22 protein-coding genes are annotated in these 24965 nt (G+C 36.0%); 15 read left to right on the top strand and 7 right to left on the bottom strand.

Annotated features, from left to right (window positions below; all coding sequences use genetic code 11):
- Positions 1-59 precede the first annotated feature (59 nt).
- Positions 60-1646, bottom strand: a complete 1587-nt coding sequence (nadB, locus tag OVA16_RS05375; protein ID WP_267764018.1) for an L-aspartate oxidase — start codon at positions 1644-1646, stop codon at positions 60-62.
- Positions 1647-2121: 475 nt separating this feature from the next.
- Here nadB and nadA point away from each other — a divergent pair, with 475 nt between their 5' ends.
- The 4 genes from nadA (at position 2122) to OVA16_RS05355 (ending at position 7048) form a co-directional block, all read left to right on the top strand.
- Positions 2122-3114 carry a quinolinate synthase NadA gene (gene nadA / locus OVA16_RS05370; protein ID WP_267764017.1) on the top strand — a complete coding sequence of 331 codons (993 nt, stop codon included), beginning with the start codon at positions 2122-2124 and terminating at the stop codon, positions 3112-3114.
- A 31-nt stretch (positions 3115-3145) separates the two neighbouring features.
- A complete protein-coding gene (locus OVA16_RS05365; protein ID WP_267764016.1) occupies positions 3146-4669 on the top strand; it encodes a S41 family peptidase in 1524 nt (507 codons plus the stop codon).
- Complete coding sequence (thiL, locus tag OVA16_RS05360) at positions 4669-5709, top strand: thiamine-phosphate kinase (protein ID WP_267764014.1); 1041 nt, start codon at positions 4669-4671, stop codon at positions 5707-5709. The genes OVA16_RS05365 and thiL overlap by 1 nt, the downstream gene beginning before the upstream one ends.
- 91 nt (positions 5710-5800) lie before the next feature.
- Positions 5801-7048 carry a hypothetical protein gene (locus tag OVA16_RS05355; protein WP_267764012.1) on the top strand — a complete coding sequence of 416 codons (1248 nt, stop codon included), beginning with the start codon at positions 5801-5803 and terminating at the stop codon, positions 7046-7048.
- Here the strand turns inward: OVA16_RS05355 and OVA16_RS05350 are convergent.
- Positions 7043-8320: a DNA recombination protein RmuC gene (locus tag OVA16_RS05350; protein ID WP_267764011.1), complete on the bottom strand. Its 1278-nt coding sequence runs from the start codon at positions 8318-8320 to the stop codon at positions 7043-7045. The genes OVA16_RS05355 and OVA16_RS05350 overlap by 6 nt on opposite strands.
- Before the next feature lie 165 nt (positions 8321-8485).
- Here OVA16_RS05350 and purU point away from each other — a divergent pair, with 165 nt between their 5' ends.
- The gene (gene purU, locus OVA16_RS05345) at positions 8486-9325 is read left to right on the top strand and encodes a formyltetrahydrofolate deformylase (RefSeq protein ID WP_267764010.1); all 840 of its coding nucleotides are present in this window, start codon (positions 8486-8488) and stop codon (positions 9323-9325) included.
- Positions 9326-9391: 66 nt separating this feature from the next.
- Here the strand turns inward: purU and OVA16_RS05340 are convergent, their stop codons facing one another.
- The gene (locus OVA16_RS05340; protein WP_267764009.1) at positions 9392-10534 is read right to left on the bottom strand and encodes an NAD(P)/FAD-dependent oxidoreductase; all 1143 of its coding nucleotides are present in this window, start codon (positions 10532-10534) and stop codon (positions 9392-9394) included.
- An 83-nt stretch (positions 10535-10617) separates the two neighbouring features.
- On the opposite strand from OVA16_RS05340, the gene OVA16_RS05335 reads away from it, so the two are divergent.
- From OVA16_RS05335 to OVA16_RS05325, 3 genes are all read left to right on the top strand, one after another.
- Positions 10618-11313 carry a zinc metallopeptidase gene (locus OVA16_RS05335; protein ID WP_267764007.1) on the top strand — a complete coding sequence of 232 codons (696 nt, stop codon included), beginning with the start codon at positions 10618-10620 and terminating at the stop codon, positions 11311-11313.
- Between the two features lie 134 nt (positions 11314-11447).
- Positions 11448-11738, top strand: coding sequence for a hypothetical protein (locus tag OVA16_RS05330; protein WP_267764006.1), 291 nt, complete (start codon positions 11448-11450; stop codon positions 11736-11738).
- Positions 11739-11740: 2 nt separating this feature from the next.
- Complete coding sequence (locus OVA16_RS05325; protein ID WP_267764005.1) at positions 11741-14218, top strand: Hsp70 family protein; 2478 nt, start codon at positions 11741-11743, stop codon at positions 14216-14218.
- Here OVA16_RS05325 and OVA16_RS05320 read toward each other — a convergent pair.
- The 3 genes from OVA16_RS05320 to dusB form a co-directional block, all read right to left on the bottom strand.
- Positions 14210-15130, bottom strand: a complete 921-nt coding sequence (locus tag OVA16_RS05320; protein WP_267764004.1) for a hypothetical protein — start codon at positions 15128-15130, stop codon at positions 14210-14212. The two genes, OVA16_RS05325 and OVA16_RS05320, sit on opposite strands and share 9 nt — an antisense overlap.
- A gap of 182 nt (positions 15131-15312) precedes the next feature.
- The gene (gene apaG / locus OVA16_RS05315; RefSeq protein WP_267764002.1) at positions 15313-15699 is read right to left on the bottom strand and encodes a Co2+/Mg2+ efflux protein ApaG; all 387 of its coding nucleotides are present in this window, start codon (positions 15697-15699) and stop codon (positions 15313-15315) included.
- Positions 15700-15733: 34 nt separating this feature from the next.
- Positions 15734-16741: a tRNA dihydrouridine synthase DusB gene (gene dusB / locus OVA16_RS05310; protein WP_267764001.1), complete on the bottom strand. Its 1008-nt coding sequence runs from the start codon at positions 16739-16741 to the stop codon at positions 15734-15736.
- A gap of 54 nt (positions 16742-16795) precedes the next feature.
- Between dusB and OVA16_RS05305 the strand changes: the two genes are divergently transcribed.
- The 7 genes from OVA16_RS05305 to OVA16_RS05275 all read left to right on the top strand — a co-directional run bounded on the left by OVA16_RS05305 (position 16796) and on the right by OVA16_RS05275 (position 23353).
- Positions 16796-17737: a CPBP family intramembrane glutamic endopeptidase gene (locus OVA16_RS05305; protein ID WP_267763999.1), complete on the top strand. Its 942-nt coding sequence runs from the start codon at positions 16796-16798 to the stop codon at positions 17735-17737.
- A gap of 54 nt (positions 17738-17791) precedes the next feature.
- Entirely contained in the window at positions 17792-18598 is an 807-nt protein-coding gene (locus OVA16_RS05300; RefSeq protein WP_267763997.1) for a phosphatidate cytidylyltransferase, read from the top strand.
- 166 nt (positions 18599-18764) lie between these two features.
- Complete coding sequence (locus OVA16_RS05295; protein ID WP_267763996.1) at positions 18765-18980, top strand: hypothetical protein; 216 nt, start codon at positions 18765-18767, stop codon at positions 18978-18980.
- Positions 18977-19228 (top strand): DUF4920 domain-containing protein, encoded by a 252-nt coding sequence (locus tag OVA16_RS05290; protein ID WP_267763994.1) that lies wholly within the window; start codon positions 18977-18979, stop codon positions 19226-19228. Before OVA16_RS05295 ends, OVA16_RS05290 begins: the two co-directional genes overlap by 4 nt.
- Positions 19229-19487: 259 nt before the next feature.
- The gene (locus tag OVA16_RS05285) at positions 19488-20687 is read left to right on the top strand and encodes a copper amine oxidase (protein WP_267763992.1); all 1200 of its coding nucleotides are present in this window, start codon (positions 19488-19490) and stop codon (positions 20685-20687) included.
- A 10-nt stretch (positions 20688-20697) separates the two neighbouring features.
- Positions 20698-21501 carry an alpha/beta hydrolase gene (locus tag OVA16_RS05280; RefSeq protein ID WP_267763991.1) on the top strand — a complete coding sequence of 268 codons (804 nt, stop codon included), beginning with the start codon at positions 20698-20700 and terminating at the stop codon, positions 21499-21501.
- A gap of 4 nt (positions 21502-21505) precedes the next feature.
- A complete protein-coding gene (locus tag OVA16_RS05275; RefSeq protein WP_267763990.1) occupies positions 21506-23353 on the top strand; it encodes a beta-N-acetylhexosaminidase in 1848 nt (615 codons plus the stop codon).
- A 370-nt stretch (positions 23354-23723) separates the two neighbouring features.
- Here the strand turns inward: OVA16_RS05275 and OVA16_RS05270 are convergent, their stop codons facing one another.
- Positions 23724-24938 carry an ROK family transcriptional regulator gene (locus tag OVA16_RS05270; protein ID WP_267763988.1) on the bottom strand — a complete coding sequence of 405 codons (1215 nt, stop codon included), beginning with the start codon at positions 24936-24938 and terminating at the stop codon, positions 23724-23726.
- Between the last annotated feature and the right edge of the window lie 27 nt (positions 24939-24965).

The raw sequence follows: 24965 nt of genomic DNA, 5'->3' as shown, positions 1-24965 counted from the left end.
GATAATTAGTAGTTAGTATTTAGATATTAGACTGTAAACTGATTATTGAAAACTGTAAACTAGATGATAGTATCAACCAATTCGCTTGCATGTTGTGGATAATCTGTGGTATAATGTAATCCCCTACTTTCTTTCCTGGCTTTGGCCGATTTAATTACCATATACGCCACCTGAATCACGTTACGTAACTCACATAACTTCACTGATACCTTATTATTTTTATAAAATTCTTCTGTTTCTTCGAACAATAGATACAACCTCCTTAAGGCCCTATCCAGCCTAAAATCAGAGCGTACGATACCGACATAATCACTCATAATTTTCTGAGTTTCTCTCAAATTGTGTGTAACCAGAATATCTTCGTTAGATTGAATTACACCTTTATCATCCCATTCTGGAATGTTATCTGGAATCACATTATGTTGATAAGTCTCTATCGCTGATAAGAAAATACGATGTGCAAAAACAGTAGCTTCTAATAATGAATTGGAAGCCAAACGATTAGCACCATGTAAACCAGTTGACGAAACCTCGCCACAAGCATATAAATTGTTAATAGATGATTTTCCGTTTTCATCTACCAAAACCCCTCCACACATGTAATGGCAAGCTGGCGTTACCGGTATATAATCTTTAGTCATATCTATACCAATAGATAAACATTTGGCGTAAATGTTAGGAAAATGAGTCAAAATATCCGCTTTCTTGCGCATTGTAATGTCTAAATACACAAAATCATCGCCCGATTTTTTCATTTCATTATCTATAGCACGAGCTACGATATCACGAGGAGCTAAAGAACCACGTTCATCGTATTCGTACATAAATTCTTCGCCATTTCTCCTACGTAAAACACCACCAAATCCCCTAACCGCTTCAGATATTAAGAAGGAAGGATACTCTCCTGGATGATACAAAGCTGTTGGATGAAATTGGATAAATTCCATATTTCTCACTTTACCTTTTGCACGGTAAACCATCGCCATACCATCGCCTGTGGCAATAACTGGATTGGTAGTATTTGCATAAATATGCCCAGCTCCACCACTTGCCAACACAGTAACGTTGGCCAAAATCTTTTCTACATGGTTATTTTCAGTGTTAAAAGCATAAATACCATAACAATTAATATCTGTACTACTTTTATCCACATGTTTACCCAAGTGATGTTGAGTAATTAGTTCTAAACAGAAATAATGGGTTAAGATCTCTATATTCTCATTCTGATGGATTTGCTTCAACAAAACACTTTCAATTTCGTAACCTGTAACATCCTTATAATGAAGCACTCTGTGTTCAGAATGTCCTCCTTCTTTTGCCAAATCATAAACGCCAGCATTATTTCTATCGAAGTTAATTCCATAATCAATAATCTCTTGAATACGCTCTGGCCCTTCTTTTACTACGATTTCCACAATATCCTTATCACACAAACCATCTCCCGCAATTAGCGTATCTTGTATATGTTTTTCGAAGGAATCGGACTTATCCACAACTACAGCTACACCACCCTGGGCATACTTCGTATTGGATTCGTCTTCGTTAGATTTGGTAACTATCAGTACCTTACCATATTTAGCTGCTTTAAGTGCAAAACTTAATCCCGCTATCCCCGATCCTATGACTAAAAAATTGACTTTCTTCATTAAATTATAAAATATGTAATAAGTATGTGGATAACGTTAACAACCCTGTGAATTGATTGTATAAATTATCATAACAACTATTTTTGATTGTTTAAAGCTAAGTAAAAAGCCAAGTTTGACACAATCTTTTGCAGATTTTTTAAGCACATTTATGTAGGTTATCAACTTTTAACAACATACTTAACAATACACATTTTGATATTGATAATTTAAAACACAAAAAAGTATAACATTGAGAATCAACGTAAGTTTAAATTAAAAAATCATAAAATTTGTGGATAACTATGGGATAAGTCATTTTACAACATTTTTTTATGATTCTTTCTAACAGTTTCAACACACTAATAAAGAATAAGAATCTATTTATTTAATTAAATTATATTTTGTTTGAAGCGTTGATAAAGTGGAAAGCTCTGTATCTTTACAAAAAAATTAACGACTACTTAAAAAGCATTTGTAGCTAAAAAGCACAGTAATGGAAATTTTAGAAGAACTGAATAGAAAAGGTTACGTAGAAGAAAAAATAGATCCAACGTTGGATTTATTTGCGGAAATAGAGCGACTAAAAAAAGAAAAAAATGCGATTATTTTAGCGCATTATTATCAAGATCCTGATATACAAGATATTGCAGATTACATTGGCGACAGTTTAGGTTTATCGCAAGAAGCTGCTAAAACAGAAGCTGATGTGATTGTTTTTGCTGGCGTGCATTTTATGGCAGAAACAGCCAAAATTTTATCGCCACAAAAAAAGGTTTTATTGCCTGATTTAAAAGCTGGATGTTCGTTGGCAGACAGTTGTCCACCGCATTTGTTTAAAAAGTTTAAGGAGAAATATCCTGATCATTTGGTAATTACCTATGTGAATTGTACCGCTGAGCTGAAGGCTTTGAGTGACATTGTGTGTACATCAACAAATGCGGTACAAATTGTGGAAAGCTTGCCAAAAGATCAAAAAATTATCTTTGGTCCGGATAAAAACTTAGGTGCTTGGGTAGCCAAAAAAACAGGTAGAGATCTAGTTTTGTGGAATGGCGCTTGTATGGTGCATGAAATTTTTTCTCGTGAAAAAATCACGAAACTAAAAGAGCGTCACCCGAATGCGAAGTTTATTGCACATCCAGAGTGTGAAGAATCTGTGTTGCAAATGGCAGATTACATTGGTTCTACCACCGGATTGTTGAAATACAGCATCAACAGTGATGCAAAAGAATTCATTGTAGCTACAGAAAGTGGAATTATCCACCAAATGCAGAAGGCTTGTCAAGATAAAACTTTTATTCCGGCCCCTCCTACCAACGCTTGTGCCTGTAACGATTGTCCTTACATGAAACGCAATACTTTAGAAAAACTCTACTTGTGTATCAAAAACGGAATGCCAGAAGTTACTGTACCAGCAAATATCATTGAAGAAGCTAGAAAACCCATTGAAAGAATGTTAGCAATTTCTGCACAATTGGGCTTGTAGGATGTTTAAGCGACGCTTTTTTAGAAATTTATTGTTAATAACTGCAGTTTCGTTTGCTGCTTGCTCTTCTGTAAAGGATTATAATTTTGCCATTACAGAGAAAAAGCACAGCATAGAAAGTTTACGGCAAGATGTAGAGCTAGCTCATCAAATTTTAAAAGATGGACACCCAGGTTTGTATTGGTATATTTCAAAAAATCAACTCGATTTTAAATTCGATAGCTTAAAAAATGCTATTAATGAACCACTTACAACTAATCAATTTTATCAACAACTTTCGCCAGTAGTTGCTGCCATTAAATGTGGGCATACGGCTTTACGTTTTCCATCGGTAATTGTAAAAGATAAAGCAGAACGAGAAACTGCGAAAAATAAAGTTTATCCGCTCCATCAGTTTACTTATGCAGTTGCTGATGATAAATTGATAGTGATTAACAACAAAAGTAAAAACAGGCAAATAAAAACAGGTAGCGAGATTTTGGAGATCGATGGTTTGGCTCCAAAAGAGATATTCAACATTGTTTCCACAGGTTTTAGTTATGATGGGTATAACTCACTATCAAGAAATAAGCGGATAGAAAGAAATTTTGCAAGTCTTTACAAAATCTATTTTTCAGAGCAAGATAGTGTAGCCATCAAGTTTAAAACTGATAGTGCAGTGATCAACACTTTTGTTTCTTTTTATGATAAGAAGAAAGATGCTGAAGAAAAAAAGAAATTAGATTCGGCTAAAAATGTTGCGAAAGCACCTGTTAAAAAGATAAAAGAAACGCTAAAACATAGAGGTGCGAAAGTAAATGGAGAATATCAGCTAGATTTTAAATTTTTAGACCAAGAAAAAGATATTGCTTACCTAAAAATTAAGAGTTTTAGTGTAGCTGGTGCTAATTTTACACTTTTTTATAAACAGGTTTTCGATAGTATCTCTTTATCAAAAAGTAAGAATTTAGTCATAGATATTAGGAACAATCCTGGTGGACTTTTGAGCTCTAGTTTGGACTTGTTTGCATACTTAACAGATAAAGAATTTGTGTATTTAGCTAAGCCAATTAACAACGGTGGTTTTAATGCAGACAAATATCAAACTGGCTTAAAAAAATTGAGGTATTACCTTACTGGCTTTAACGATAACAGTAATATTTATGAAGATAAGGAAGGTAACTTCTTTTCTTTCATGAAAGGATATCAACCTCAAAAGCCTCACAAAAATAATTACAAAGGCAAGGTATATGTATTGATAAACGAATTTAGTTTTTCTGCATCTTCTTTGCTAAGTGCTAATTTAAAAGGAATAAATAGAGCTACTTTTGTAGGTATAGAAACCGGCGGCGGATTTAATCAATGTACAGCTGGTAGAATGCCAGTAGTTACTTTGAAAAATAGTAAATTAGCTTTAAGGTTCGGATTAAACAGGATGGCTCCTATTTATCAACAAGATTTGTATGGTAGAGGCGTTTTTCCAGACGTAGAAATACAATCGACCTTAAAAGATAGAATAAGTAACTACGATAGAGAGTTACAATGGATTTTAACAGATATTAAAGGAAAAATATAATGTTCGAGAATAAAGAGCGTACTTCATTAGAAGAATTAGGAGAATTTGGACTGATTAAACACTTAACAGATCACTTTAAAGTTAAGCATGAAAGTTCGGTTAAAGGAGTTGGCGATGATGCTGCAGTGCTTGATTTTAAGGATAAACAGACTTTAATCTCTACAGATTTATTGCTAGAAGGTATACATTTTGACCTTTCTTACGTTCCGTTAATGCACTTAGGTTACAAAGCGGTGCAGGTTAATTTAAGCGATATTTATGCCATGAATGGTATAGCAACGCAGATTACTGTATCCTTGGGGGTTTCTAGTAAGTTTCCCTTAGAAGCTATCGAAGAAATTTACAAAGGTATTGAGTTGGCCTGCAATAAATTTAATATAGATTTAATTGGCGGCGATACTTCGGCAAGCAAGCAAGGTTTGGTCATTAGCATTACTAGCATCGGCTATGCCGCAAAAGAAGATGTAACCTACAGAAATGGTGCCGGCGAAGGCGATTTACTTTGCGTTTCTGGCGATTTGGGCGGTGCTTATGTGGGCTTGCAAATTTTAGAAAGAGAAAAGCAGGTTTTCTTAGAAAATCCGCAAATTCAGCCAGATTTAGAAGGTAAAGATTACATCATAGAACGCCAATTAAAACCCGAAGGACGTAGGGATGTGGTAGATTTATTAGCTCAATTAAAGATCAAACCTACTTCAATGATAGACGTTTCGGATGGTTTAGCTTCTGAAATTTTGCATATTGCCACGCAAAGCGATAAAGGCTGTACCATTTACGAAGATAAATTACCAATTGATCCCGTAACTTACGAAACCGCTAGAGAATTGGGTCTAGACCCAACGGTTTGTGCACTCAATGGCGGCGAAGATTACGAATTGCTTTTTACCATTAAACAATCCGATTACGAAAAGCTTAAGAATGATGTAGATATCAGTATCATTGGTCATATCACTGATAAAAACTCGGGTGTAAAAATGATATCAAAATCTGATGTAGTACATGAGCTAAAAGCACAAGGATGGAACGCTTTTAAAGGATAATGGGCTTTTATCAACTCGGGATTACCTTTCATATATTTATTTTTAAATATTTACCACATATTCAATATATTGGCTTTCTAAAACCAAACTGTTGAAGCGTATTTTTATATTTTCTTATCATGGCAAGGAAACTTACCAAACCGGATTCAATAGGTTACTGAGTATAGCCGAAAATTTAGCTCAATCTTACGAAGTACATTTTGTTTACGGAAATAGAAATAAGGTAGAAAGACCAATCAAAATAAAGGGAAATTTAGTAGAAATACCGCTGAGTTATACACAAGGTTTTTTTCATAATATTTATAAAAATTTGATAGAGAGTGGGCGCCGGATACCTGCTAAATTTTGGTTGGCGCTCTATTTTTTTTTCGCTGGTAAAGAAATTTTTGATCTAGGAAGAGAGTTTGATAACTATAAAAAGAAAACAAATATTCAGCTTACTACAGAAGACATCATCTTTGTTTCGTTTCCATCAATTGCTATACACAATTTAGGTTATACACTAAAACAAGAGTTTGGTTGTAAATTAGTTTTAGATTATAGAGATCCAGGAGTTTTTGGTTATAAGCAAATAGAAGACAATAAAATATTATCGTTTCTAAGAAAAAGGTTCTTGAAAAGAAAAGAGCTTAGAAATTTAAAAGCGGCAGATTTAATTGTCACCATTTCAGACTCTATCAAAAATCTTTTTCCAGAAAAATACAAGCCCTCTATAGCGGTAATTAGAAATGGCTACGATTTAAAGAAAATCAATTTTAATTTAATTAAACACCACCCTTATACTTTTAAATTGGTTTACCTTGGAACGGTTTATAATGATCAGTTAGAGGATATTACTTTTTTTAAAGCGCTGAGAAGGCTGATAGATTTGTACGTTATACAGCCAAAACACTTTCAACTAAAATTTATTGGTTCAGAAAGCTCTTTAAAACTAAAAGAAATAATTAAACAATTTAATTTAGAGCCTTATACACACATTACTCCTAAAATGCCTATTGCACAGGCTTATTCAGAATTATATAGTGCAACTATGTTTTTTCATTTAAAATATGGTAAAAGACAAGAAATTATTACTACAAAGCAATATGAATATTTAGCTTTTCAAAAACCTATTTTACTGCCATTAAATGATGCCGGCGATTTAGAAGAAAGTATAAAGAAATATGATGCTGGTTTTGTTTGTGAAAATGAGGAGGAAATTATTGCAGTGCTTAAAAATGAGATAGATAATAATTTAAAGGAAAATCCGACGAAAATTAATAGAACGCCAGAAGAACTTTACGAACTGAGCAGGCAGGGGCAAGAAGAAAAATTAGTTAAGTTGATAGAAAATCTATAAGTCTTCGCTATCTAAAAATTTTTGATCTATCTGTTTGTTTGTTTTGGCACCAAGCTTTTTTATTTTCTCGGCTCTAGTAATTAGGTTTCCAGAGCCATATTGTAGTTTTTTAAAAGCTTCGTTATAAGCTTTTTGCGAATTTGTTAAACTCCTTTCTATATCTTCCATATCTTTAATAAAACCAACAAATTTGTCATACAAACCGCCAGCTTCTTTAGCAATTTCAAATACGTTTTTGTTTTGTCTGTCTACTTTCCAAATGCTGGCAATGGTGCGTAAAGTGGCTAATAGCGTGGTAGGGCTAACCAAAACCACTTTTTTATTCCAAGCATAATTAAAAAGTTCGGTATCTGCCTGCACAGTTACACTAAAAGAAGCCTCAATGGGTATAAATAACAAGACAAAATCTGGCGAGTTAATGGCATACAAATGCTGATAATTTTTAGCCGACAAACCATCGATATGATTTTTGATAGAAATTAGGTGCTGTTTAAGGTAAAGCGTTTTTTCCTCTTCGGTTTCTGCATTAATCATTCTTTCATAGGCTACCAACGATATTTTAGCGTCTACAATCAAATTTTTATCGTCGGGAAGGTTGATGACCACATCAGGTTGAAAACGTTCGCCCTCGCTGTTATTTAAGCTTTTTTGGATGGTATATTCTCTGTCTTTAACCAAGCCCGATGTTTCCAACACTCTTTCCAAGATAATTTCGCCCCAACTGCCCTGTTTTTTATTATCTCCTTTTAGGGCCTTGGTTAAATTATTGGCATCGGTTTGTATCTGTTTACTTTGATCCATCAACTGAAAAATAACACCTTTCAGTTGGCTACGTTCGGCTGCCTCGGTCTGGTAAACTTTATCTACTTTCTCTTCAAAAGCTTTGATATTTGCTTTTAGCGGATTAAGAATTTGATCTAAATTGCTTTGGTTTTGCAAAGTAAACTTCGCCGATTTTTCATCTAAAATTTTGTTGGCGATATTGGAAAATTCTATATTAAACCTTTGCTGTAGTTCTTCTAAATTTTGTTGCTGTTTAAAGGCAATTTCGCGTTGTGCTTTTAGGTTTTCTTCGGCACGGGTAGCCCTGTTATTTTCATTAATATAATTGGCTCTTAATTGGGTAAGTTCTTGCTGCAAACGTTGATTTTCATCTTTTAGAATAGCCACAGCAGGTAATTCTTGCTCATTTGGTTTACTCGATTTTTTGGTAAGCAAAACCACCAAAAAAATAATAATGATTGCCAATAAAGCAACAATAATGATTTCCATATTAATTTTTTTAAGCCACAGATGCACAGATTTTATTGTAACTCATATTTCCAAATAGCTGTGCATCCCGTAATCGGGACAGGTACTGTGACAAATCTCATACAAAATAACAAAATTAACGACGAGGGCTATATTTCATTTCTACCTAAATGCTATATTTAGCTCATGAATAAGCTTTTAGTTTTAATACAATGTAAAGATGAAGTGGGCTTGGTAGCCAATATCACTCGTATTTTGGCAAACCACAAGCTCAATATCATCGCTATGCGTGAGTTTGTAGATGAAGAAGAACAACGTTTTTTTGCTAGGATTTCTTGTGGCAACCTCATAGAAAATGCGGAAGAATTAAAATTAGAATTACAAAACGCATTGCCAAAAAATGCTTTGATAGAGGTAGTACCCAAAGCAGATAAAAGTATTGCGGTATTGGTAACTAAGGAGTTTCATTGTTTGTCGGATATTTTGATAAGAAATTATTTTAAAACGCTAGGAGCAGAGGTTAAATGTGTAATTGGTAACTATGAAAATTTAAAAGAACTTTCAGAAAAGCTAGATGTGCCATTCCACTACATCTCTCACGAGAATATCTCTAAAGAAGAGTTTGAAAGTGCAATTATAGCACAGCTAGATCAGTATGAATTGGACTATATTGTATTGGCGAAATTCATGCGGATCATTTCGCCTAGTTTTGTGGCCAAGTACAAGCATCAAATTATCAATATACACCATTCGTTTTTGCCAGCTTTTATTGGCGCTAGTCCGTACCAGCAGGCTTTTAAACGCGGTGTAAAAATTATTGGTGCAACGGCACATTTTGTTACTAACGATTTAGACGAAGGTCCAATCATTAATCAGCAAACCATACACGTAAACCATACTTATGGTGCTAAGCAAATGGCTATTGCTGGTAGAGAAATTGAAAAATCGGTGTTAAGCAAAGCTTTGGAGTTGGTGTTTGATGATCGGGTTTTTGTAGTGGGTAACAAGACCGTAGTTTTTGAGTAACTCAATTGTTAATTAGTGGAAGACTTACGAAGTTTCAAAAACTTCGTAAGCCTATTCTGCAAGAACTTAAAAACTCCTTAACACCATTTCTCCTGCTTCTTCGCCGGTTTGGCTGCCAATAGCAATACCCATTCCGTTGCAACGTACGGCACAAAACACATTAGGCTTTACTTCTTCAATAATTGGCGAAAGTTCTGGGCCAAAAGCCATAATTCCGCTCCATTTTTGTTCAATTTCGAAAGCCGTATATGGCAAAATTACTTCTTTCAGCAAGCGTAGTAAAGTGTTTTGCACCAATGGGGTTTCGCCAAACTGATGGGTTTCTTCAGTAAAAAAATCCAAGTTTCTACCACCGCCAAGTAAAACCCTATTGCCTACATTTCTAAAATAATAGTAGCCTTTATCGTAATGAAAAGTACCTTTCAATTTCAGGTTTTCGATAGGTTTGGTAATTAAAACTTGTCCACGGCCAGGTTTTAACTGTAAATCTGGAATGAGCTGATTAGCAAAAGCATTGGTACAAAACAGCAGTTTTTTAGTTTTAAAATTACCTTGCGAAGTAGCCACTAAAATGCGGTTTTCTTCTTGCTCAAACTGATTGACAGTACAATTGCTTAATATCACTACGCCCAATGAACTAGCAATTTCAACCAATGCTTTAATCATCTTTCCTGGATCTAGCTGCGCTTCCAGTTTATTCTCAATTAGGCAATCTATACCATCAAACCCAAAAGAATTAATTTGCTGATGAGCTGTATTAAAGACACTATCATTACTGGTAATATCCTTAATTAACTCGTTAAAATGGCTAATTTTTGATACACATTTTTCGCTCAAAGTAAAATCTTGTGGTTTAAAAAGCTCAAAACCACCATTAATTTGTAGGTCTAGTTTGGTATCGCCAACCATTGAGCGTAATTTTTGCAGCCCTTTCCAGCGTTTGCCAATGAGTTGATGCAGAGCGTTGGTACCACAAATTTTTTCTTGTTCTACCAGTTCTGATAGGCTACCAAAACAGGCAAAACCAGCATTCTTAGTACTTGCTCCAGAAGGCAAAAAACCTCTTTCTAATATGCTTACACTTAGATTTGGCTGCTGCTTTTTAATAATTATGGCTGCATTTAAACCAACTATTCCGCTACCAACGATGAGCACATCGGAACGGTAAAAATTAGCTTTTTCCCAATAAGATAAGTTGGTGGCTTGCATGAAAAATTGTAAAATTTTTATTTATTATAAATATGGGAACACTTTTTGATTTAGCGAAACAGGATAACACAAACAGTTAAAAAATGGAAACTTATTTAATATTGATTGTTCCGATACTTCTGCTTAGTATGTTTGTACAGTGGCGTTTCAGAAATAAGTTCGCGAAATATGCCGAAATGCAACTTAACTCAGGTTTTTCGGGCAAAGAGGTAGCAGAAAAAATGCTACACGATAATGGAATTTACAATGTAAAAGTACTCAGTTCAGAAGGTCAGCTTACCGATCATTATAATCCGAGCGATATGACTGTAAACTTAAGTACAGATGTTTATTACGGACGAAGCGTTGCAGCCGCCGCTGTTGCCGCACACGAATGCGGCCATGCGATACAGCATGCAAAAAGCTATACTTGGTTACAATTTAGATCTAGCATGGTACCTGTAGTAAGTATTTCATCTAATTTATTGCAATGGGTATTGTTAATAGGCGTTTTGCTTATCGGTTTTACCGGTAATCCAATTGTTTTAGGTGTGGGTGTAGTAGGTTTAGCAGTAATTACGTTATTTAGTATTGTAACCTTGCCCGTAGAGTTTGATGCCAGTAACCGAGCGTTGCTTTGGCTAAAAAACAACCAAGGCGTAATGCAAACAGCCGAAGAAAATACACAAGCTAAAGATGCTTTATGGTGGGCCGCTATGACTTACGTAGTAGCTGCGCTGGGTGCACTGGCCAACTTGTTATATTACGCTTCTATGCTATTTGGACGAAGTAGGGAGTAATAAGCTTATTTAGAAAAACAGAAAAAGGGATGGCGGAAGCTATCCCTTTTCTGTTTGAATCAAAAAGATAAAAATTAGAACAATCAATCAAATAATTTTAATTTAGTGACGATAACGAACTCAAAGAAAATCGTATGAAAAATATCATCAATCAAATCTTCGAAATAGAAACCAAGCTTGGTACAGAAAATGGACAAAATGTGAAGAGAAACTTCGAAAGATTGTACCACGAAATAGAACAAGAAGGTTATATGATCGTTAATCCGATAGGACAGCGATACGATGAAAGAGATGTGTCTGTTGAAGCGAATTTTCTAAGTGAAAATCATCAAAATAAAATATCAAAAGTAATCAAACCAGCCATTTATCTTCAGGCTGATGGCGAAAATACGCTTGTACAAAAAGCGGTGGTAATAGTAGAATAAGAATGGCAAATATAGATTTCGGGATAGACTTAGGAACTACTAATTCTGGTATAGGCAAGTTCCATAACGGCAAGGTAAATGTTTACAAAAATCCGGTAGGTTTTAGAGAAACTTTGCCCTCTGTGGTAGCTTACAGAAACGACAGAATTTTAATTGGAGATAAGGCAAGAGAGTTTACCAAAATACAGCCTGATCAGGTTTTTTCTTCGTTTAAAAGAAAAATGGGAAGCGATTATGTTTATCAAACCCCGTTAAACGAAAAGAAAACGGCTATAGATTTTTCAACCTTGATATTAAAAGAACTGCTAAATTTTGCCGGTGAAGAAAAGCCTAAGGCGGCGGTAGTTACTATACCCGCATCGTTTGATACGATACAATCTAATGCCACTAAAACAGCTGGTTACAATGCTGGACTAACCGAGGTTGCTTTGTTGCAAGAGCCTATTGCAGCTTGTTTGGCTTATGCGAACACCCAAAGTGTAGAAGTTACCGAAGAAAAAAAGTGGCTTGTTTACGATTTTGGTGGTGGCACATTCGATGTTGCTTTGGTAAATATTAGTGATAGAGACCTGAAGATAATAGATCACGAAGGAAATAATTTTTTGGGCGGTGTAGATATAGACCAACTGATGGTTGAACATTTATTATGCCCGCAACTAGAGCAGCTTTTTGTTGAAAATGGTCTTTGGAAAAAGATGGTAAATGGCGAAAGTGCCGATTACAATAAGCTATTTGTAGAATTGGTATATAAGGCAGAGGAAGCCAAGAAAGAACTTTCTATCAATGAAAACACTTATGTGGAGGTAGATTTTAACGGAAACTTTGCAGAAATAGAAATTAAGAGAGCACAGTTCAATACGCTAATACAACCTAAAGTAGAAGAAACTATCAAGCTAACGAAGTTGCTGTTGCAGAAAAATCACATCCAAAATGAGCAGATAGATAGAATTATCCTAGTGGGCGGCACTACTTATATTCCCTACATCAGAACCAGCTTAGCTAACAGCTTTAATTGCTATGTAGACTCTACTATAGACCCTACTACGGCTATTATTGTAGGCGCAAGTTATTTTGCAGGAACACGGATGCTCAGCCCAAATACGGAAACAAATGCGCAACAAGCCACAACGCCGGTAGAACAGCTAAAAGAGGTAAAATTAGTGTACGAAATCAATTCACAGGATCCAGAAGAATTATTAACGGGATTGGTGGCCAATGAGTTTTCGGGGTACTACAGAATAACCAGAACCGATGGAGGCTTTGATACCGGAATAATGCCATTTCATTCTCGCTTTAACGAATTTCTAAAGTTGCTACCCAAGTCTATCAATTATTTTAACGTAAAGATTTTTGATAAACAGCAGCAATTGGTCTTCGAAAAAGACCGCCTGTCCATTAACCACGGCATTTACAATATTTCTGGCCAACCTTTGCCAAACGACATCTGCATAGAAGTTGATGATACACTTGGAACCACGTTTTTAGAACGGATATTCAAGAAAAATGAAATCCTGCCTTTATCAAAAAAAATATACAAAACCATCTCTAAAACCATTTTAAAAGAAACGGAAGAAAAGCTAATTATCAATATAGTAGAGGGTAATGCGGCAACTTCGCCAGCAAGTAATCTTTGTATTGGTTATTTAGAGATCGCAGCAGCAGATTTAAAAGTAAACTTGCTGAAAGGAACAGATATAGAAATCAATTTTGCTATTAGCGAATCCAGAGATCTAACAATAAGCATATTTATCGATTCTATCAATTTAGAAAAACAAGAGCTATTTAATGCTTCGGCTAGAAAAGTCTCCATCGAAAAGATTAGAAAAGAACTAGAAGATGTATTGGGCACCATAGATGGAGAGATTGAAGAGTATAACTACCACCAAAATGATCATATTGTAGACCAACTTAATTTAATTAGAATTGAAATTATAGAACTACTAAGAGAATTGATAGAAATAGAAGATGATGTGGTAACGGATAAGATTTTTAATATTGACGAACGAAAAAGAAAGGTTTTCCAACAATTTGATCAATTGGTTAGAGGTAAAAATGTACTTGCCGAAATAGAAGAATATCAACTTTATAAGCAGGAAATTAAGGAAGAGCTCTTATTGCATCCTAATCCTAAAATAGATCGCACTTTTAGTAATGTAATTAAAAGCGAACAGCTTTTCCTTAACTCAGGTCAGTTGTCTATCATCAGGTCTAAAACAAAAGAATTGAAACGGCTGGCTAGAGAATTGTACTATCAAAATGATGAGGCTTACATTTCGCTGTTTTACGATTATGCACATACAGATTTGAACGATTACGACAATCACAGCCAAGTGAAAAAGCTGATAGACAAGGGCGAAGAAGCTATTGAAAAACGCAATTTTACAGAGCTTAAAGCAGTAATTTCTAGCCTGTACAACTTACTTAAAGTTAAACCAAAAGATTATTTAGAAGACCAAAACGGAACCTTGGGGCTAAGATAGCAAGGTTAATTTTTTTAAAAGTCGGAAAGCGATATTTCCTACAATTACAGCAATCCAAGCGCCACCACCTATGCCTGTCGGTAAGGCTAAGGCAAATATAATGGCGCCCAAAGCAACCGCTACCAAAATGGCAATGTTAGAGGCCGTCCAAGCGGTAGGTTTTTCGTGGTATGGGTATATCCAATGGTAAGCTACGTTTTGGTTATCTTTTAATACCGTTGATAATTCTTCTGTATAAGCGTTGTAATAAGTTGCAGCATATAATATTTTGCCTAGAGCGGTAATATTTGCTCCTTTTTCTTTTTGTTGAGCTACAGTGATGTTGTTGATCTGCCTAATGTCTTCCTCAAAATAATACTCGTCCATTTCGGCTAATAGCGCATAATAAGAAATATCAGACGCATAAGGGTTCCTATTCACAAAATCTGCATAGTTTCCTCCCACCAAAGCAGCTGCAACGGCTTTGTTTTTGAGGCTAAAGGCATCAAAGGTTTCTTGTACAATGTAATCATTCAGTAAAAACGGATAAACTTTGAACACGCTTTTAATACTAGACCACTTGCTTTTTGGAATGCAGGTTTTTAGATAGTTTAAAATGTTTTCTTCAAACAATTGTACAAACTCATCCAAAACATCAGCAGCTATGTTTTCTTTAAATGGCGCAAAGTTAATATAGTCGCCTTCTCCCTTTAAAATGAGAGCTATGTTTTTATGTTGTAATAGGGGTATAAATTTAGAGCCATGTAGATACAGAAAAGCTAACAAGTTCTCAATGTCATTAGTCTTAAAATTGGGGTTTAACTTTGCTTCTGCTTTAAGAATTTTTTCGATTTTGATTAGGTCTTTTTTATCGTCAAAATCTATGTTTTTTAACTGTTCTTCAACAAAAGTAAGATAGCCTAGCTGTATCATTTTTTAAGCGATAAATAGGCTAACAAGGTAATAAAATGCAATAAAAAACGAAAATTTTTTTGGTTTGTGTGTTTTATAGTGTAAAACGAGATTGTTGTGGCTTGCTTAGCTCTAAGCCAAACCAATTGGTAGTACACTAATACATCAGCCCGCCCAAGTAGTTGTCTTTAATTGAAGCAAAATTAATTTAACCTAAACGGGACAATCAATTGAAATTCTGGGATATCAACCATAAATTCGGTATTGTCTACGCTACGGTGCATTAAATAACGGCCACGCATACTACCTATATCGGTTTTTAGATTAGAACCAGACACATAAGAATAGCTATCGCCAGAAGCAATAACCGGTTGTGCGCCCACCACGCCTTCGCCTTCTACTTCTCTTACGGTACCATTAGAATCAAAAATAAACCACTGACGGCGCATTAACTGTATTTCGTAATCAGAAAGGTTTTCTATATGGATACGGTAGGCAAACATAAAATGTCCATTTGCAGGGTTAGAATGCTCATCTTGATAAATGGTATCTACCGATATTTTTACGTCTTGTGTAATTGCTGTTACCATAGCTATAAGTTCTAAAAAAACTTTCGCTCAATAATCAAGCCAGTTCCGTAATTGGCTCTACATTAATGTATTTATCTAAAATTTCGTCTAGTAAAGTATATATAGTGTCTATATTTTCTTCTTTAACTAGCTGAGTACGATAAGGTTTAAAATCTGGTAAGCCTTTAAAATAATTTGCATAATGGCGACGCATTTCGAACACGCCAACCTTTGGGCCTTTCCATTCTACAGATTTCGTGAAATGTGTTCTACAAGCCTCTACACGCTCGAGTAAAGTTGGCCCCGCTAAATGCTCTCCCGTGGCGAAAAAATGTTTCACTTCTCTAAAAATCCAAGGGTAGCCAATGGCGGCTCTTCCAATCATCATTCCGTCTACACCATATTCTAAACGCCAGTTGGCGGCTTTCTCTGGGCTATCAATATCGCCATTACCAAAAATTGGAATTTTGATACGCGGATTGCGCTTAATTTCTCTAATTAGTGTCCAATCGGCCTCGCCTTTGTATAACTGAGCTCTAGTTCTGCCGTGTACTGTTAAAGCTTGTATACCAATATCTTGTAAACGTTCGGCAACTTCTTCTATGTTTTTGGTATTATCGTCCCAGCCTAAGCGGGTTTTTACGGTTACAGGTAAATGCGTTGCTTTTACTACAGCTTCCGTCATTTTTACCATCTTATCAATATCTTGTAATAGAGCAGAACCAGCACCTCTACAAGCTACGTTTTTAACGGGGCAACCGTAGTTAATGTCCATCAAATCTGGGCCAGCCAAAGTAGCAATTTCGGTAGCTTCACGCATACTTTCTATATCGCTCCCAAAAATTTGGATGCCAATAGGACGCTCGTATTCAAAAATATCAAGTTTTGCCCTACTTTTTGCCGCAGAGCGAATTAAGCCTTCAGAAGAAATGAACTCCGTGTACATCATATCTGCCCCGCCTTGTTTACAGACGTAACGGAAAGGAGGATCGCTCACATCTTCCATGGGCGCCAATAATAGGGGGAACTCTCCTAAATCAATATTTCCTATCTTTACAGACATTTTTCTATATTCAAAGCCAATTAAAACGTTGCAAAGTTACACATAAAAATAAAAATGTATCAAAGTAGCCCCAACAAGCAAGAGAATAGCCCATTTGTGCAAATGCTCTACCTATTGTTATTCGCCATTGGCGGATTAATAGTTTTTGCCTTATTAGGCATGGTGCTGGTTTTTTTAACCAGTGGAATTGATGGGCTTAAAGGCGCAGCAATGAATGATATGCGATATATTGGCGCCTTTAAAATTTTGCTTGTAGCACAACAGATTGGCCTTTTTTTAGCGCCAGCCATTTTTTTAGCGGTAGTAGAGAGAAAAAAATTAACTACTTTTTACGGGGTTACAGCCCCAAAAATTAATTGGCTACTGTTGGTAGCCCTGCTTTCTATTTGTTGGATGCCATTAATGGGCCTTACCAACGAGTGGAACCAAAAAATGGTATTTCCAGATTTTTTAGCAAGTGTAGAAAGGTGGATGAGAGCAATGGAAGACTCTGCGGCAAAAGCTACAGAGGCCATTCTTAAAATGAAAAACGTTGGCGATTTGGTGGTAAACCTGTTGGTAATTGCCGTTACTCCGGCCATTTGCGAAGAATTAATTTTCAGGGGGGCCGTACAACGAACCGTTTTCCGTATCAAATCTAATCCTCATGTAGCCATTTGGATTTCTGCAATAATTTTTAGTGCCATCCATTTTCAGTTTTATGGTTTCTTGCCGCGTTTGTTGTTGGGCGCTGCATTTGGTTACGTTTACTATTTTACGGGCAGCATTTGGTATGCCGTTTTTGCACACTTTTTAAATAACGCCTATGCGGTTTGTGTGGCTTATTATCTGCAAATGAACAATCAATCTTATACCAATGCCGATGATATTGATATGCCTTGGTACGGTTATGTAATTAGTGCAATATTAACCTTAGCTTTGTTCGTTCAAATAAGTAAAAAGTTTAAAGTCAAAAGTGAAAAGTCCTACGATGAGCATTTGCAATCTGATGTTTAAAGTAGTGCATAACTCAGTATCTCATATCTCAATACTCACATCTCAATTCTAATAATGAAAACCAGAGCGATAACCGCCTTCTTTTTTACCATAGTAATGTTGGCATCTTTGCTAGAAGCCTACACTTTTTCTGCCTTTTACTTGCTGTTAAGTTTAGTGGCATTGTTAGAATTTTACAAAATGGTAAAAATAGGAGGGATACGCCCTCACAGGAATATAGGTGTAGCCGTTGCCGCATTGATCTTCTTAACTACAGCAGCTTATCACTTTTTTCAGTTTGAGCTTAAATACCTTTTATTAATTATTCCCTTGGTTTTTGCCGTATTTATTGCCGAGCTGTACAAGAAAAATAAAATTCCATTTGCTAATATTTCTTACACATTTGTTGGATTTATTTACGTTACCGTACCTTTCTGTTTTTTCTACTCATTGGGTTTTATTGTAGATTTTAATACCTACAGTTTCCATTTTCCTTTAGCATTTTTGCTGATGCTTTGGGCAAATGATACTGGCGCTTATTTATTTGGAATGAAATTAGGCAAGCGCAAACTTTTCGAAAGGCATTCGCCAAAGAAATCATGGGAAGGTTTTTTTGGAGGCGTTTTTACCAGTTTGGTGGTTTCAATTATCATCTCTTTTCAGTTTACAGAAGTAGAGCCTATAGTTTGGGCTGGTATGGCAGCTATTATTTCTTCTTTCGGTACGCTTGGAGATTTGGTAGAATCGATGTTGAAACGCAGTTTAGAAGTAAAAGATTCGGGAAGTTTTTTGCCAGGCCACGGCGGTTTTTTAGATCGCTTTGATGGCTTGTTAATTGCTGCTCCAATTGTTTACGTTTATCTTTATTTGCTGCTGCACTAATATTTTTCAGTTATTTTTAATGTTGGGATATTACCTCACAACCTAAAATTGACTTCTAACTTACCTTATTTAAAAGGTTTTAAATATCTTTGTACCTTAATCTTAACTAAATAGAAAATAGGCCTGCGTTAACAAAGGTCTTTTTAAAAACCAAAATTATATTCCAATGAAAAAATTAATTTTAAGTTTAACTTTTTGCGCTTTGGCCACTTTAGGTTTTGCCCAAGACAAGGTACAAGGACAATCTTTTGGCGAAGGTGTTACAGAAGGAAATATCATCCCGGCTACAGAAGTAAACAGCAAGTTAGGTAAAGAAGCCAAAGCCGATATGAAAGTAGTAGGCGAGGTAGTAAACGTTTGCAAGAAAAAGGGTGTTTCATGAACGTAAAAATTTCTGATACAGAAACCATGTTCGTGAAATTTAAAGACTACGGCTTTTTTATGCCTAAAGATATGGCTCCGGGAACCAAAGTTGTAATTGATGGTTTTGCAGAAAGAAAAGAAACGTCTGTTGAAGATTTACAGCACTACGCTAGAGACGCAAAAAAATCTGACGAAGAAATAGCGAAAATTACTAAGCCTAAAAAAGAAATCGTTTTTGAAGCGAAAGGCGCCGTAATTGTAAAATAATTAGAAAGGTTCTCCTTTTTAATATTGATTGATTGAAAAGCTCTGAGGTAACTCAGGGCTTTATTTTTGTTTGAACTTTAATTTGTGATAATTTTATTTAATTAATATTTAGTTATTAAATTTTTTTAATTAATAAATATTTAAACTATCTTCACTTCCTCAACAACTTAACCCTAACATTAGTAGTCTTCATTAGCCAGTTTGTAAGATGATTGATAAGATGAGGAACATCTGTCTAAGAAAATAATGTAATCAACAAATGAAACTTAATCAACAAATGAAATTGAACAAAACAGCATGCTTACTTACGGGTGCTTTTCTTTTAGGAATAAGTGCATCCGCACAACAACTTACAAAAGCTCAAAATCAAGAATTGTTAAAGGCTGGCCAAGGCGCTATTGTAAAGCTAGATGGCTTTTTAACCGAAAAAACTGCTCAAATTCCTTATCATAAATATCCTACTCCTGGGCCACAATACATTATCTCAGACGATCCAGAATACATTCGTGTGCCAGAAGCCATTGCTCTAAAAGAAAGTGTTGTTCCTGGAGCGGTTCGTTTCTATTTATACAACGTAAATGGCGTAAAGGAGCCTAAACAAATAGATAGAAAAATCATTGCGATGATTAAAAATACCGGCAAAGCTCCAATGCGTATTAAGATGCTAAAATATGTAACGCAAAAGCCAAGTACCAACTATTTTAAATTAGGTAAAGAAGGCTTGGCGGCATTTTTAGCGGCTCAGCCTAGCGAAGAAATAAGAACGGTGCAACCAGGCGAAGCAGTACCTATTGATGAAAAATTGGAACAATATGTAGTAAAATACGATGAGCTGGTTCATGGTTTTTATGAGTTCTTGGTAGACCAGCCGGCAGAAATTACCGTATTACAAACAGACCTTAAAACCAGTGGAAAAGATGCGCTGAAGAGAATTACTAATGTATTGCCTCCTAAAACTAAAAGTGGCGCTGGCAGAGGTTTATATGGTGTAAGCAATTACCATGTGAACAACACTACTGCTATCGATACCAAAAACGGAACTTCGGCTTTAATAGTGGCTGATGGTGCTACCGATCCATGGATTATTGGTAGGGAAGGCACTACTGGGCAAATGGCAAAACTTGCTGGAAACTATGGGGTAATGTACGATATTGAACTGAAATGGAAGAGTACAGACGGTAAAGGCTTGGCTTTGATTACATGGAACTCACGTTCTGCAGACAACCAATGGTGTAGCGGAATGGCTGCGGCTATGAAAGTGAGCGGAGGGAAGTTTAACGAAGGAATTATTCAACTGCCTAAAGATCAATTAGTAACCAAAGCAGCGCCAGAAGCGATTTTAATTCAAGTTTTTAAACCAAGTGCTAATGGCGAAGAGCAAACCATTAAATTAACTTACTCGCCACCGGGCGCATCTTGTTTGCCAACACCATTAATTTTTGTACCTAGGTTGATTTAAAACCGTAACAATGAGGTTTAAACTCATTTTTATGATATTGATCTTGGGCGTATCTCATTTGTACGCCCAAGATACGGTAACTGTTTTTTCGACTAAAAACCTAAAGCAAACAGACTCGGTTTTAGTTTTTAAACCACAGCAAACAAGCTTAAGTAAAAGTCCGGTTGTTTATCTTTTGCATGGCCATAATGCCAATTACAAAAGTTGGAGCAAGCTTGCCGACTTGCAAAAATTGGCCAACCAGTATCAATTTATTATTGTTTGCCCAGATGGATTGAAGAAAAGCTGGTACCTCAATTCTCCAGATAAAGATAGCTTACAATACGAAGCTTTCTTTTTAGATGAGCTAATGCCAACCATTAACCAGAAATACAAAGTTGATGCTAAAAATGTATTCGTTACTGGCGCAAGTATGGGCGGTTTTGGAGCCATGTACATGATTACCAAATATCCAGATTTGTTTGCTGGAGCGGGAAGTACCTCGGGTGTGTTAAACCTTCGTTATTCTGCTTTTAGAAAAACCACCATCGCTTACTTGCTTGGAGTTTACAGCGAGCAAAACAAGCTTTATGACGATTATTCTCCCGTAAGCCGTTTAAAAACGCTACAAGGATTAGATAAAGCTTTAATTTATGATACTGGCACTGAAGATTATCTCTACATTACCAGTAAGCAGTTTATGCAAAAGTGCGATGATCTAAAAATCAAAGCCACTTATATTGCGCAACCTGGTGGCCATACTGGTGGCTATTGGAGTAAATCTATTTTAAAACATTTTGAATTTTTTGCATCACATCTTTCACAAAGAAAATAGCTTTATGAAGTTTTTGTTATCTGTTCTATTTTGCTTTGTTGGTACTGTTTTCATAGCTAAATCGCAAGAGCTACCGTTAATACCGCAACCAGAGAAAATAACCTACGGCACCTCTTTTTTTAAGATCAATGATCAAACTAGCATTTCATTGCCAAGAGATAAAGCTGATTGGGAACTCGTTAAACTATTTGCTGAGCAATTTTCAGAAATTCTGAAAAAGAAGCTAATTACTACCGTAAAAGAGCCGAGTAAAAACACGATTATTTTTAAAATAAAAACAGATTTGGCAGATGAAGCCTATTTGCTCGACATCCGCAAGGATAAAATAGAAATTAGGGCAGCCAAACCTGCGGGCTGGTTTTATGGTTGGCAAACACTAACGCAAATCCTTAGGTTAAATCTACAGAGCGGCAAAGGCCCCAATATTCAAGAATTAAGGATTGCTGATGAACCAAAATTTGCTTGGCGAGGTTTGATGCTTGACGTGAGCAGACATTTTTTTAGCAAAGATGTGCTGAAAAGATATATCGCCCAAATGGCTAAATATAAGCTGAATGTATTGCATTTGCATTTAACCGATAACCAAGGTTGGCGGGTTGAAATTAAACAATTGCCAAAGTTAACCAGCGTTGGTGCTTGGCGGGTACCAAGAACTGGTTATTGGAGCAATATGCCTGCCCCAGAGCCTGGAGAAGCGGCAACTTATGGTGGTTTTTATTCGCATGAAGATATAAAGGAGCTTGTTAATTATGCTAAGCAGCGTTTTGTAGACATTGTTCCAGAAATAGATTTACCAGGCCATAGTTTGGCTTTTGTGGCATCGTATCCCGAAGTTTCTTGCACTAAAACCCCGCAACAGGTTTTAGCTGGCGATCCGTGGAATGCCAAAAGAACCAATGTGGTTTGTGTAGGTAACGATTCTACTTATACGATGATAGATCAAATTATTACCGAAATAGCGGCAATTTTTCCTTCAAAATATATCCACATTGGTGGCGATGAAGTAACCAGAAATTACTGGAGCAATTGCAATGTTTGCCAACAGCGCATAGCCACCGAAGGCCTTAAAAACGTAGACGAGCTACAAAGCTATTTTGTTAACCGTGTTGCAAAAATGGTTAAAGCCAAGGGTAAAACCCCAATTGGTTGGTACGAAACTTTAGAAAAAGGACTAGACACAAGTATTGTACAGATGAGCTGGAAGGATGAAAAAGGTGCTGTAAAATCTTCTAATGCGGGACAAAAAGTAATTTTAACACCTGCTTTCTTAACCTATTTAGATTTTTATCAAGGAGACCCGTATCTAGAAAATGCACCGTTTACAGTGAATAGGCTTAGCAACAGCTACAAATTTAACCCCTTGCCAGAAGGAATAAACGCACAAAATGTATTAGGCGGGCAAGGTAGTTTATGGACAGAACAAGTACCTAACGAACGCAAATTACAATTTATGACTTGGCCACGAGGTTTTACACTGGCAGAGAACCTTTGGTCTAAAGCATCAAAGCCAAATTGGGCAGATTTTGTCAAGAAAATAGAAGCGCAATTGCCTTTGCTAATTTTAGATGGTGTTAATTACAGCAACTATTTTTACGATCCAATTCCTATCGCAAAAAAAGATACAGCAGGAAATGTGGTATTAACCATAGATACAGAGGTGCCTGGCTTGGCTGTTTACTATGCTTTTGATGATACCGATCCCGACCAATTTTACCCAAAATATAAAAACGAGAGCATTCATATACCGAAAGGAGCAAAAACGATTAGAGCGGTTAGTTACCGTGGCGATACGCAAAAAAGCAGAATATTAAAACTTCCTGTCGCAGAACTGAAAAGAAGGGCAAAGCTTTAACAAAATAGTATTCGAGATGGCTTTGATAATCAACTTTTTCTTGATAAAAAGTTGTCAAAAATCAAGGCTGCTTAGCCTAGCTTGTTACAACTCGATAAAACTTTAACTGCGCTGGCTGAAACGTGTGAAAGTATTTAAAAGACTCGAAAGTGACTACCACACTTCTGCAGCCAGCTTGTACTTCAAACGATGTATGTGACTACTTCCGTTTTATCGGCTTCCACGGCGCTATGCCAAGAGGCCGATATCCGCTCTTAGCAATGTATCAGCTGGCTTTAAGGAACTTGCCTGCGTATTAAGGATCTATTTTAGACACACAGCGCTAGAATAGATGTTATAAAATTTTCTTAGAATGCACACTTAACAAGCTTTAAACCAAGCCCAGTAGTCGGTTTCTTACTAATAAACAAGCGCCAACTACTCCTGCTGATTCTCCTAATTTAGACATCTTTACTTGGGTATCGTTATTTACTAAACTTAGCGAATACTTGTTTAGGGCACTTTTAATAGGCAAACGAATGTACTCTCCGGTTTCGGCCAAGCTTCCACCTAATATAACCATCTCTGGGTTAAAGATATTGATGAGCACAGCAATTCCTTTACCTAACTTTTCTCCCACCTCTGCTACTAATTCAATAGCCAAAACATCGTCATTAATAGCGGCAGCAATAATATCGTTAAGCTTTATCTCGTTTACAGGCATGTTAGATAAGATCGATGTTGATCCTTCGGCAAGCTTTTCCTTGAATTTCCTAATCAAAGCCCAACCAGAAACTTCTGTTTCTAAACATCCCTTTTTACCACAGCTACAGATAATTTCGTTATTAAAAAATGGAATGTGACCAAACTCGCCAGCAAAACCAGATTTACCATAGTACAGCTGACTGTTGATCATGATACCTACGCCCATGCCGTAATCCATATTTAAGAAAAGCACATTCTCTTCTTCGTGTACCACGCCAGCAGAGAACTCTCCAAAAGCCATTGCCCTCGAGTCATTTTCTAAAAATATGCGTAAGCCAATATTTCTTTCTATTACCTTACTTAAGGGTTCTTCATTAAAATGAAAAAAACTATAACTATAACCAGTAGCGTAATTGATGCGGCCAGACAAATTTAAACCAGCACCCAATATCTTTTCTCTTTTAATTGGGCTTTCTTTTATAAAATTATTAATAAGCTCGCAAAGCTGATTTAAAGACTCTTCGCTATTGTTTAAACTATAGGCAATGTTAGATTGTACATGCACCAGGTTTTTCTGTAAATCGGTTAGCCCAATATTGATATGCGATTTTTTTACATCAACACCTAAAAAATAGCCAGACTCCATTACAAGGCCATAAATATTTGGCTTTCTGCCCCCCCTAGATTGTAGTTTTCCAAAATCTTTTACCAAACCTTCGGCAATTAGGTCGCTTAAAATATTATTGATTTTAGGCGTACTTAAGCCGAGTTCGGCACATAGATCTGCAATGGTACAATTACCGTTTTTACTAAAATAAGCGATAATCGCTTTCTTTAGCGTAAGGTTTTTGTAAGCTACTCCAGAGCTATTTTCATTATTTAATTCAGCGAAAAACGTCATCTTCTTAAGAAATATTAAAAATCAAAA

Origin of the sequence: Pedobacter sp. SL55 (assembly GCF_026625705.1) — a bacterium.
In the GTDB taxonomy this organism is placed as follows: domain Bacteria; phylum Bacteroidota; class Bacteroidia; order Sphingobacteriales; family Sphingobacteriaceae; genus Pedobacter.
Note: the sequence above shows the minus strand (reverse complement) of the source record. Positions and strands in the feature narration are given on the sequence as shown.

Bases quoted from the DNA above. Each gene is read 5' to 3' on its own strand.
- nadB (WP_267764018.1), bottom strand. From the start codon at position 1,646: ATGAAGAAAGTCAATTTTTTAGTCATAGGATCGGGGATAGCGGGATTA.
- nadA (WP_267764017.1), top strand. From the start codon at position 2,122: ATGGAAATTTTAGAAGAACTGAATAGAAAAGGTTACGTAGAAGAAAAA.
- thiL (WP_267764014.1), top strand. From the start codon at position 4,669: ATGTTCGAGAATAAAGAGCGTACTTCATTAGAAGAATTAGGAGAATTT.
- OVA16_RS05350 (WP_267764011.1), bottom strand. From the start codon at position 8,320: ATGGAAATCATTATTGTTGCTTTATTGGCAATCATTATTATTTTTTTG.
- purU (WP_267764010.1), top strand. From the start codon at position 8,486: ATGAATAAGCTTTTAGTTTTAATACAATGTAAAGATGAAGTGGGCTTG.
- OVA16_RS05340 (WP_267764009.1), bottom strand. From the start codon at position 10,534: ATGCAAGCCACCAACTTATCTTATTGGGAAAAAGCTAATTTTTACCGT.
- OVA16_RS05335 (WP_267764007.1), top strand. From the start codon at position 10,618: ATGGAAACTTATTTAATATTGATTGTTCCGATACTTCTGCTTAGTATG.
- OVA16_RS05330 (WP_267764006.1), top strand. From the start codon at position 11,448: ATGAAAAATATCATCAATCAAATCTTCGAAATAGAAACCAAGCTTGGT.
- OVA16_RS05325 (WP_267764005.1), top strand. From the start codon at position 11,741: ATGGCAAATATAGATTTCGGGATAGACTTAGGAACTACTAATTCTGGT.
- OVA16_RS05320 (WP_267764004.1), bottom strand. From the start codon at position 15,130: ATGATACAGCTAGGCTATCTTACTTTTGTTGAAGAACAGTTAAAAAAC.
- apaG (WP_267764002.1), bottom strand. From the start codon at position 15,699: ATGGTAACAGCAATTACACAAGACGTAAAAATATCGGTAGATACCATT.
- dusB (WP_267764001.1), bottom strand. From the start codon at position 16,741: ATGTCTGTAAAGATAGGAAATATTGATTTAGGAGAGTTCCCCCTATTA.
- OVA16_RS05305 (WP_267763999.1), top strand. From the start codon at position 16,796: ATGTATCAAAGTAGCCCCAACAAGCAAGAGAATAGCCCATTTGTGCAA.
- OVA16_RS05300 (WP_267763997.1), top strand. From the start codon at position 17,792: ATGAAAACCAGAGCGATAACCGCCTTCTTTTTTACCATAGTAATGTTG.
- OVA16_RS05295 (WP_267763996.1), top strand. From the start codon at position 18,765: ATGAAAAAATTAATTTTAAGTTTAACTTTTTGCGCTTTGGCCACTTTA.
- OVA16_RS05290 (WP_267763994.1), top strand. From the start codon at position 18,977: ATGAACGTAAAAATTTCTGATACAGAAACCATGTTCGTGAAATTTAAA.
- OVA16_RS05285 (WP_267763992.1), top strand. From the start codon at position 19,488: ATGAAACTTAATCAACAAATGAAATTGAACAAAACAGCATGCTTACTT.
- OVA16_RS05280 (WP_267763991.1), top strand. From the start codon at position 20,698: ATGAGGTTTAAACTCATTTTTATGATATTGATCTTGGGCGTATCTCAT.
- OVA16_RS05275 (WP_267763990.1), top strand. From the start codon at position 21,506: ATGAAGTTTTTGTTATCTGTTCTATTTTGCTTTGTTGGTACTGTTTTC.
- OVA16_RS05270 (WP_267763988.1), bottom strand. From the start codon at position 24,938: ATGACGTTTTTCGCTGAATTAAATAATGAAAATAGCTCTGGAGTAGCT.